A 5,508-nucleotide genomic window follows, 5' to 3' on the forward strand; every position below is an offset into this window, starting at 1 on the left:
ACTTTCGCAACAGGCCCTAGTGTGGTCACGGCTGCAACTGACGTGTGTCCGGCTGCCAAATCTCGCACAAGCGACGACGCCTGCGCGAGGATACTTTCGGCAGAGCGGGCAGACGCCCATAGTGGATTTGATAGATACGTGCCGCGAGAGCGTCAGCCTCCTGCCGGGGTTGCACAAGTGTTCATGGGAGTGACGGCCGTATGGACCGCGCGGGACCACCAGACGACCCGCTGCACGATTTCGCCGTTCAGGTGGCCGAGGCTGCTGAAGCGGTGGTGGTCGCCTGGGCACAGGCCTCTCACTCCGCATCGCCTCGACTGTCCGCACTCCAATTGGAAGCACTGCTGATTGCTCGCCGAAGTCCGGGCATCAACCTGACGGGGCTGGCCGACGAAGTCGGTGCTGCTCCGCCGGCTGTCAGCAGGCTGTGCGACCGCCTCGAAGCAGCGGGACTGTTGCGCCGCGAACCGGCGAAAACCAGTCGACGGGAAATCGGACTGGTGCTGACGCTGGCCGGAAACGAGTTGATTGACGCACTCTTCGCGCGCCGCTACGCGCTGTTCGGCGATATCCTCGCCCGCATGCCGCCGGCTGAACGCGAGCATCTCCGGGCGGGCTTGCTGGCCTTTTCGAAGGCTGCTCGGTCCGCCGGCTCCGATCAGGAGCGTGGCTGACCGGCTCAGGGCGTATTGGGCCTGCCGCGCCAGTCCAGGCAGACTACGGCGGCGTCGTTGGGCAGGTCGTGGCTGCCGTGGTACTGCACCAACGCGTCGACGACGGCGCGTGCTGTTTCGTGGGTCGACGAGCCTCGGGTGGCAGCAATGGTCTCGCGCAAGGCGCTTTCACCAAAGAGGTTCCCGTCGCGCGACCGAGCCTTGTGCACGCCGCTGCTCACGATGACCAACCGGTCTCCAGGTTTCACGGTCAGCGACTGTTCGCGGTACTCCGTTTCTTCGAACATGCCCAGCGGCATCTGGGTCTCCAGTTCGACCCGCTCGACGATGTCCTGCCGCTGGCGGAACAGTTGCGGGGAGCCGGCGTCCACCGCCTGAACGTGCCCGGTGGCCAGGTCGAAACGCAGGAGGAGGGTTGCCGAATAGAGCTCTCCACCGTATTCGCCGTAGATGGCCTGGTCAGCGAGGCATGCTTGGTCGGACAGGGAGATTCCGGCTCGGCGCGCGTTGCGTAGTGCGCTGACGGCGAGGTTCGTCAGGAGCGCGGCCTGGATTCCGGTGCCTCTGCCGTCGGAGACGGTGATGGTGAGGTGGTCGTCGGTGGTGCTCCAGTCGAAGTTGTCTCCGCCGATCGCGTAGGCCGGCTCGAGGTGAGCACTGAGGGTGTACTCGTTCTGGATGAGCCCTCGGCCGGGCAGCAGCTGCCACTGCATCTCCGCTGCCAGCGTGAGGCGCTTGCGTCTTCGCCCTTGCAGGTAGAGGTCGGTGTCTCGTTCGGCGACGAGCAGTTCGTGTCCGATCGCTGTGGCGAAGGACGCGAGTTCCAGCACTCCGGGCGTGCCCTTGGCCGGCTCCGGAAGATGCACTGACAGGACGCCCAAACGGTCTCCTCGCACGGTGATCGGGAGGTGCACGGTGACCATTCCGGGTTCTGCTGCGACCTCCACGACGGCGGCCTGCGCGGAGAAGGCGCGCCCGGCCGGGTGCCCGCCGCGAACGGGTACCGCCTCTCCTGTGTGGGGCAGGCGCGTCACTGGTTGGAGCACTGTCAGGCCGTAGTCCGCCAGCAGGAGGGTCACCCAGCGGGCGTCCAGGTAGGTGGAGAGCAACGAGCGCGCGGTGGACAACAGGCCGGTGGGTGGCGCCGCCCTCAACGCGTCTTCAGCTGCACCGAGCCAGCCTCTGGGCTGGTTGATCATGCTGTCTTCCCTCATCGTCCGCGGGCTCCAGAAGCGCCAGGGCTGCCTTGCCGTCACAAAAATACTTGCCGCGCGGCAACAATACCAATGCGATCGCGGCGCCCGAGGCGCGACCGAGCGCTGCTTCCACCGACGCCCTGGACTAAACGGTTGCCATGTGGCAACATTCCCCTGAGGGTAATGATTTCGCCGCTGTAATCCGGCAGAGGTCAGGCGATGTCCGCGGGGCGCTGTCCGTCAGCCGTCTCGCCAGGCAGGCCTATACGGGCAGCGGCAGCCTGAAAGGCTTCCAGCCCCTCGGCAAGTGCGGCCAATTTCGCCGGAGTCATCTCCTGCAGCACCGTTTCGACCTCGCGCGCCCGAAACGCACGGAACTCGGCGAGGAGAGCACGTCCGCGCCGGCTCAGGCGCACCTCGATCTCGCGGCGGCTGATCGCGCTGGGGTAGCGCTCAACAAGTCCAGCTGCTTCCAGGCGGTCGCACAAACGGCTCACGGACGACGGTCGTGATCCGAGCGCCTCGCCCAGGGCGCGGAGGTTGACGCCCTCCTGCCCCTCCAGCACTGTCAGGGCCCGCAGCTGCGAGGACGACACCGGCCCGGAGGGGGCGGCTTCCTGGCCACGGCCCCACAGCATCTGCAGCAGTTCCGACACCGCGCATGCGGCGTGAGCCACCTCTTCATGGTCAGCGGAGTGCAGTGTGCGGGGCATCGCACCACTCTCTCACCCGAGAGAGCGTTTTGTCAGCCATCCCCTCCTCATCCTGCGTCCCCATCCGGGGCCCTTGCCGGTCACGTGCGCCCTACGGGATGGAAAAACCGCCGGGGTGTGTGGCAGATCACGGCGTCGTAGGAGTGCACAGGTCTTCACGCGCCGGGCGCGGCCGGTGTCCTGCGGATGGCCAGGGCCAGGGTGTCGTCGGGGTGAAGGACGACTGAGTGCATGTCGGCGGCGATGGAACTGGGAATTTCCGCCAGCGGTCCCGCCGCGTGCCGTCGCGAAGCCTCAACGAGTCGGATCTCGCCCTCGCACGGGTCCCTGCGGCTCTCGGTGAGCCCGTCGGTGTAGAGGATGAGCAGGTCGCCCGGCTCGATGACGGCCTGCAGGATCTCCTCGCTCCCGGGCAGGGGAAAGCCGATGCCCCTCCCCCGCACTTCGAGGAAGGACGCGCCGCCGTCGGACCGGAGCACCAGGGCGGGTGGGTGGCTGCCGTTGGCCAGAAGAAGCTGTCCGGTGACAGGGTCCAGCCGGGCCAGGAGCACTGTGGCCATCAGATCGGGGTCCAACGGCATCAGGATCTCGTGGGTGCGGGCAAGGATGGACTGCAGCGGATGGCCTTCGAGGGCCAGGGTCCGTACGGCGTGAGTCACGTTGAGCGCACTACGTGTACTTCGCACCCCATGTCCGAGTGCGTCGACGACAGTGATGTGGAGCGTGCCGTCGGGGAGGCGGAACCAGTCGTAGAGGTCGCCGCCAGTGGGGGCGTTGGGGTCGGCGGGTTCGTAGTGGACAGCGAGCTCGAGGCCGTCAAGGGTGAGCGGCGGTGGGCGCAAGGCGTCTTCGAGTTCCTGAAGGACCTGGCCGTGTGCCGTGCGTAGTTGTTCGTCGCGTTCCTCAAGTTGTACGTACAGGGCGAGGACGCCGGCGTTGGTTTCGGCGAGCTCGTGCTTGAGGCGACGGTGCTCGGCGACGAGCCCGTCGGTCTGCGCGAAAGCTGCCCGGAGTTCTTCCTCGATGACCTGCGCCTCCGTCCACGACGTACTGTCCGGCCACGGTTCGTACCGGCTGCCTCCGTTCGCCGAGAGCCTGCTGGCAAAGGAGGGAGCCTCCCGCGGGGTGGAAACGGGGATCCGCCACGTCACGGAGCCGGCGGACGGTTCCGTGGCGGGCAGGGGCAGATGTGCCGTGGCGAGCGGCCCCGCTGTCTTCGGGAAACGCAGTGTGACTGCCAGGACATGGGAGTCCGCGTCCGTACCCGCTTCGTGGGCGGTGTGCAGGGTGACGGGGCGGCCGGCCCGGAATTCGCTGTCCGTCAGGTCGGCCACAGACAGCACAAGGCGGGCTCTGACTTCGGCAGGTAGCTGGTAAGCACGTGCGAGACGGCGCACGGTCCGGCGCAGCGGCGGCAGAGCGTGAAAAAGATGGTCGGTCATCAGTATCCCTGGTGAGCCCTGACAGCCAGCACGGTGGCGTCGTCGTGGCTGAAGCGGTGGCCGTGGGCGACTGCCGCGGCGAGCAGAGGCGGTGGCAGGCGCAGCATGAAGGGGGAGGGTGCGTGCGCCCATTGGGCGTTTATGCCGTCACTGTGGAGTACGACGGTTGTTCCGGGCGCCAGGGGAATGGTGTGTGTCTGAGGGGTGGGCATCTTCCAGCCGACGATGCCGGGCTGGCCGGTCAGCCGGTGATCGACGCCGCGCGGAGAGAAACCCAGAGCGCGGACGTTGCCGATCCCGCAGTGCTGCGCCTGCTGGGCGTGCAGGCGCAGCAGGCCGACCGCTGCGCCCCGGCTGTGGCGCAGTGCCCGGTGCAGTGTGGTGAGGATTTGGGGCAGCGGCTGGTCTGCCGCGGTATGGAAGGAGCGCAGGGCGATCTGGGCTGCTTCGGCGGCATGAGGACCGTGTCCGAGCCCGTCGATGACGATCGCGGTGCGCACGTCGTCGATTTCGGCGATGGCGCCCGCGTCCCCGCATTCCTGTTCGCCTCCAGCGGGCAGGCAGAGGAATCCGGCGCCCTGGCACACCGGTTGGGACTGGTCGGGCACGGCCAGGCGGGCGCAGACCAGAGTGCCGACACCGACCTGGGTGCGGATGGTGAAGTCGGTCGCTATCCGGCTGACGGCCCCCAGGCCGGCCCCCAGGGTGCCGGTGGTGGTGTAGCCGTCGGCGAGGCAGCGTTGCAGTTCCGGCATGCCCGGGCCACGGTCGGCCGCGAGGATCTCCAGGCCGGTGCCCAGCGGCAGTGGCTGGATGTAGAGGGCCCCGTCTCTGGCGTGCTTGTCGAGGTTACTGGCCAGTTCGGAGGCGAGGACCGCGGCCTGGTCGGGCATCGCTCCGGGGAGTTGCCGCTGCTCGGCGAACGAGCGGGCGGTCTGGGCGGCCAGTTGTACGGCGCTGTAGTGATCGATGCGTACGAAGGCGGTCGCCGGCATCGCTGAACGCGTCACCGGTTCACCCACCGGGTGGCGATCACAGTCGTTCCGGCGCCCGGCCCGGTGCGTACCTCGAAGTCGTCCATGAGACGACGGGCACCGCCCAGCCCGTGGCCGAGCCCCGCCCCGGTGGTGAAGCCGTCGACGAGCGCGGCCTCGACATCGGGGATGCCGGGGCCTTCGTCGCTTATGGTCAGCCGCAGGCCCTTTCCACCGTGGCGACGCGGGTATTCGATGGTGAGCACCCCTCCCCCGCCGTGGATGTAGGCGTTGCGCGCCAGCTCACTGGCGGCGGTCACCACCCGGGTCTGATCGACGATGCCGAAGCCGACCGCGAGTGTGGCCGCGCGCACCGCATGGCGGACGGTCAGCAAATCCTCCTCGGTGGCCAGTACCACTCGCGTGGTCGGTTCCGTCGGAGCACTGCCGACTCTGGAGCGGGTTTCGCGGGGAGCAGCGGTAGTTGTCTTAGCCTTGATCCACCGACG

The 5,508-nt window shown here is 67.9% G+C and carries 6 protein-coding genes; 1 reads left to right on the forward strand and 5 read right to left on the reverse strand.

The genetic code is table 11. From position 1 onward, the window contains the following. Positions 1-200 precede the first annotated feature (200 nt). Complete coding sequence (locus J7E96_RS36925; protein ID WP_215138318.1) at positions 201-674, forward strand: MarR family winged helix-turn-helix transcriptional regulator; 474 nt, start codon at positions 201-203, stop codon at positions 672-674. 5 nt (positions 675-679) lie between these two features. On the opposite strand, the gene J7E96_RS36930 is transcribed toward J7E96_RS36925, so the two are convergent. The 5 genes from J7E96_RS36930 to J7E96_RS36950 all read right to left on the reverse strand — a co-directional run bounded on the left by J7E96_RS36930 (position 680) and on the right by J7E96_RS36950 (position 5,418). Further along, the gene (locus tag J7E96_RS36930; RefSeq protein WP_215138320.1) at positions 680-1,873 is read right to left on the reverse strand and encodes a PP2C family protein-serine/threonine phosphatase; all 1,194 of its coding nucleotides are present in this window, start codon (positions 1,871-1,873) and stop codon (positions 680-682) included. 209 nt (positions 1,874-2,082) lie between these two features. Next, the gene (locus tag J7E96_RS36935) at positions 2,083-2,583 is read right to left on the reverse strand and encodes a MarR family winged helix-turn-helix transcriptional regulator (protein ID WP_215138322.1); all 501 of its coding nucleotides are present in this window, start codon (positions 2,581-2,583) and stop codon (positions 2,083-2,085) included. A 155-nt stretch (positions 2,584-2,738) separates the two neighbouring features. After that, entirely contained in the window at positions 2,739-4,025 is a 1,287-nt protein-coding gene (locus J7E96_RS36940; RefSeq protein ID WP_215138324.1) for a PP2C family protein-serine/threonine phosphatase, read from the reverse strand. After that, entirely contained in the window at positions 4,025-5,035 is a 1,011-nt protein-coding gene (locus tag J7E96_RS36945) for a SpoIIE family protein phosphatase (RefSeq protein ID WP_308296318.1), read from the reverse strand. The genes J7E96_RS36940 and J7E96_RS36945 overlap by 1 nt, the downstream gene beginning before the upstream one ends. Then, complete coding sequence (locus J7E96_RS36950; protein WP_308296319.1) at positions 5,032-5,418, reverse strand: ATP-binding protein; 387 nt, start codon at positions 5,416-5,418, stop codon at positions 5,032-5,034. The genes J7E96_RS36945 and J7E96_RS36950 overlap by 4 nt, the downstream gene beginning before the upstream one ends. Positions 5,419-5,508 lie beyond the last annotated feature (90 nt).

The organism is Streptomyces sp. ISL-96 (assembly GCF_018614035.1).
In the GTDB taxonomy this organism is placed as follows: Bacteria; Actinomycetota; Actinomycetes; order Streptomycetales; family Streptomycetaceae; genus Streptomyces.